Source organism: Nostoc flagelliforme FACHB-838, from assembly GCF_014698065.1.
In the GTDB taxonomy this organism is placed as follows: Bacteria; Cyanobacteriota; Cyanobacteriia; order Cyanobacteriales; family Nostocaceae; genus Nostoc; species Nostoc flagelliforme_B.
Window position 1 is genome coordinate 1 of sequence record NZ_JACJSI010000717.1, and the last position, 1,580, is coordinate 1,580.

Consider the following 1,580-nt stretch of genomic DNA (forward strand, 5'->3'; position numbering starts at 1 on the left):
CTGATTCGACTACAGGTGAGATCAGTGAGAATTCTTTGAGTTGCATTCAACATCAGTGCATTCAGGGAATAACCCTCACCTTACCTGATTTTGGGCTTAACCGAACCGTATTGGATGCACAAAGCAACGGCGGCTCCCGTAACTAAATTGAATATCACACCAATTTTGGCTATTGGAAACCCACATCCTTCGTTTTGAGTGCTAGGTTGAGGATATTCTTTCTGGTTTTCTACGGTGTCTGGCATAGAAACAGTCGAACCATCAATTACTTTGACATTCCGACCACACCATAAATGTTCTTCTGTCACTTTTTCTTCTAGATTTTGTGCTGAATAATTGAAGAGTTTCTCCAATAATTTTTCTGGTAATCTTGCCCTAGCTTGACAGTAAGTACTCGTATCTGATGAAGGAATTTCTACATCTGACTCTGCTAAATTTGCAATTATTTTACTCACAGCATTATGACAAGTTTTATCACTATCCAAAACTTGAGATAAAAATGCCCACAAGGTTATAAATGGGTCAAATAATCGCTTTTTGTATTTGATCTTTAACTCAGAGATTGCAAGCCTTATTGCAGATTCTGGCAATACTTCTTTAAACGGTAGTCCCAAACTTTGGCTAAATTTATCCTTGAGGATTTGTACTCGTAATGTCACAGTAGTAATTATCGTATGTGCTTGCTCGTTTCAAAGAAAGTATTCCATGAACGAGTAAGCTTTTTCTACCTTCAAAAACTTTTTGGGCAATCCTCCACCGTTACCGCTTCCATTTCACAGCCTCTACAAAAAATAGCGATCGCAGCCAAGCGCCCACTGCTATTAACGCATTAATACTTGTAATGCTTATGCAGCATAGTTTATAGGTTTTCTTAGTGCCATTCGTGTATAGTCCCAGGAATGGTTCTCCCATTCCTATCGAAGGAGGTTTAGAAGCTTGTGCTGAAGCTGGCTTCGGAATAACTGATGCCAGATTTAATGCTTTTATCCAGCAGTTGCGTTCAATTACACCCCGCGAAGGAACTTTCTTAAATGTAGAACTTACTGCAAGCTGTAGACTCAACTAAAAATGTTGGTACTTAACCCTCTTGTGCTACTTTTGGAAAACAATATCAAAGCTTAATTCTGAAACTGAGAGCGATTGGGTTCTCTCCATTTGGTACAAGAGGGTTAAAGGTAAGGGTGGCTGTTGGTGCTTGTAAGACGCTAGGATGGTGAACTGACTAGTTGGACTAAAGCATCTCAAGTCTTATGATTACTTGCTTGCTGAATGTGAGCAGATGCAGGTGATTTGCTCCCGGCGTAACCGCCCACTGTAGGTGATCGTATCAGTCGGGTGTATTCCGATTCGCTGGAGGATACAGTCAAAAGTCTGTTGCAGTCGTTGGGGAAGGTGAACCGACCCCAATACTGCTCGGTTAAGGGAAAATAGATAGTGGAATAAATCATAATTTGTTCGCGTATAGTTTACGAGAACAAAAACAGCTAAAAACGCTGCTTCTACCTGAAGGCACTCTCGAAAAATTTAATTGTCAATTGCTGAGAATATTTTTAACCTGTTGAACTATAAATTGAGGATGA

At 40.1% G+C, this 1,580-nt stretch carries 2 protein-coding genes; both read right to left on the minus strand.

Annotation, left to right across the window (positions count from 1 at the left end; translation table 11 throughout):
- Positions 1-80 precede the first annotated feature (80 nt).
- Complete coding sequence (locus H6G97_RS51075; protein ID WP_199350215.1) at positions 81-659, minus strand: hypothetical protein; 579 nt, start codon at positions 657-659, stop codon at positions 81-83.
- A 100-nt stretch (positions 660-759) separates the two neighbouring features.
- Positions 760-1,062: a hypothetical protein gene (locus tag H6G97_RS51080; protein ID WP_190947776.1), complete on the minus strand. Its 303-nt coding sequence runs from the start codon at positions 1,060-1,062 to the stop codon at positions 760-762.
- Positions 1,063-1,580: the final 518 nt, after the last annotated feature.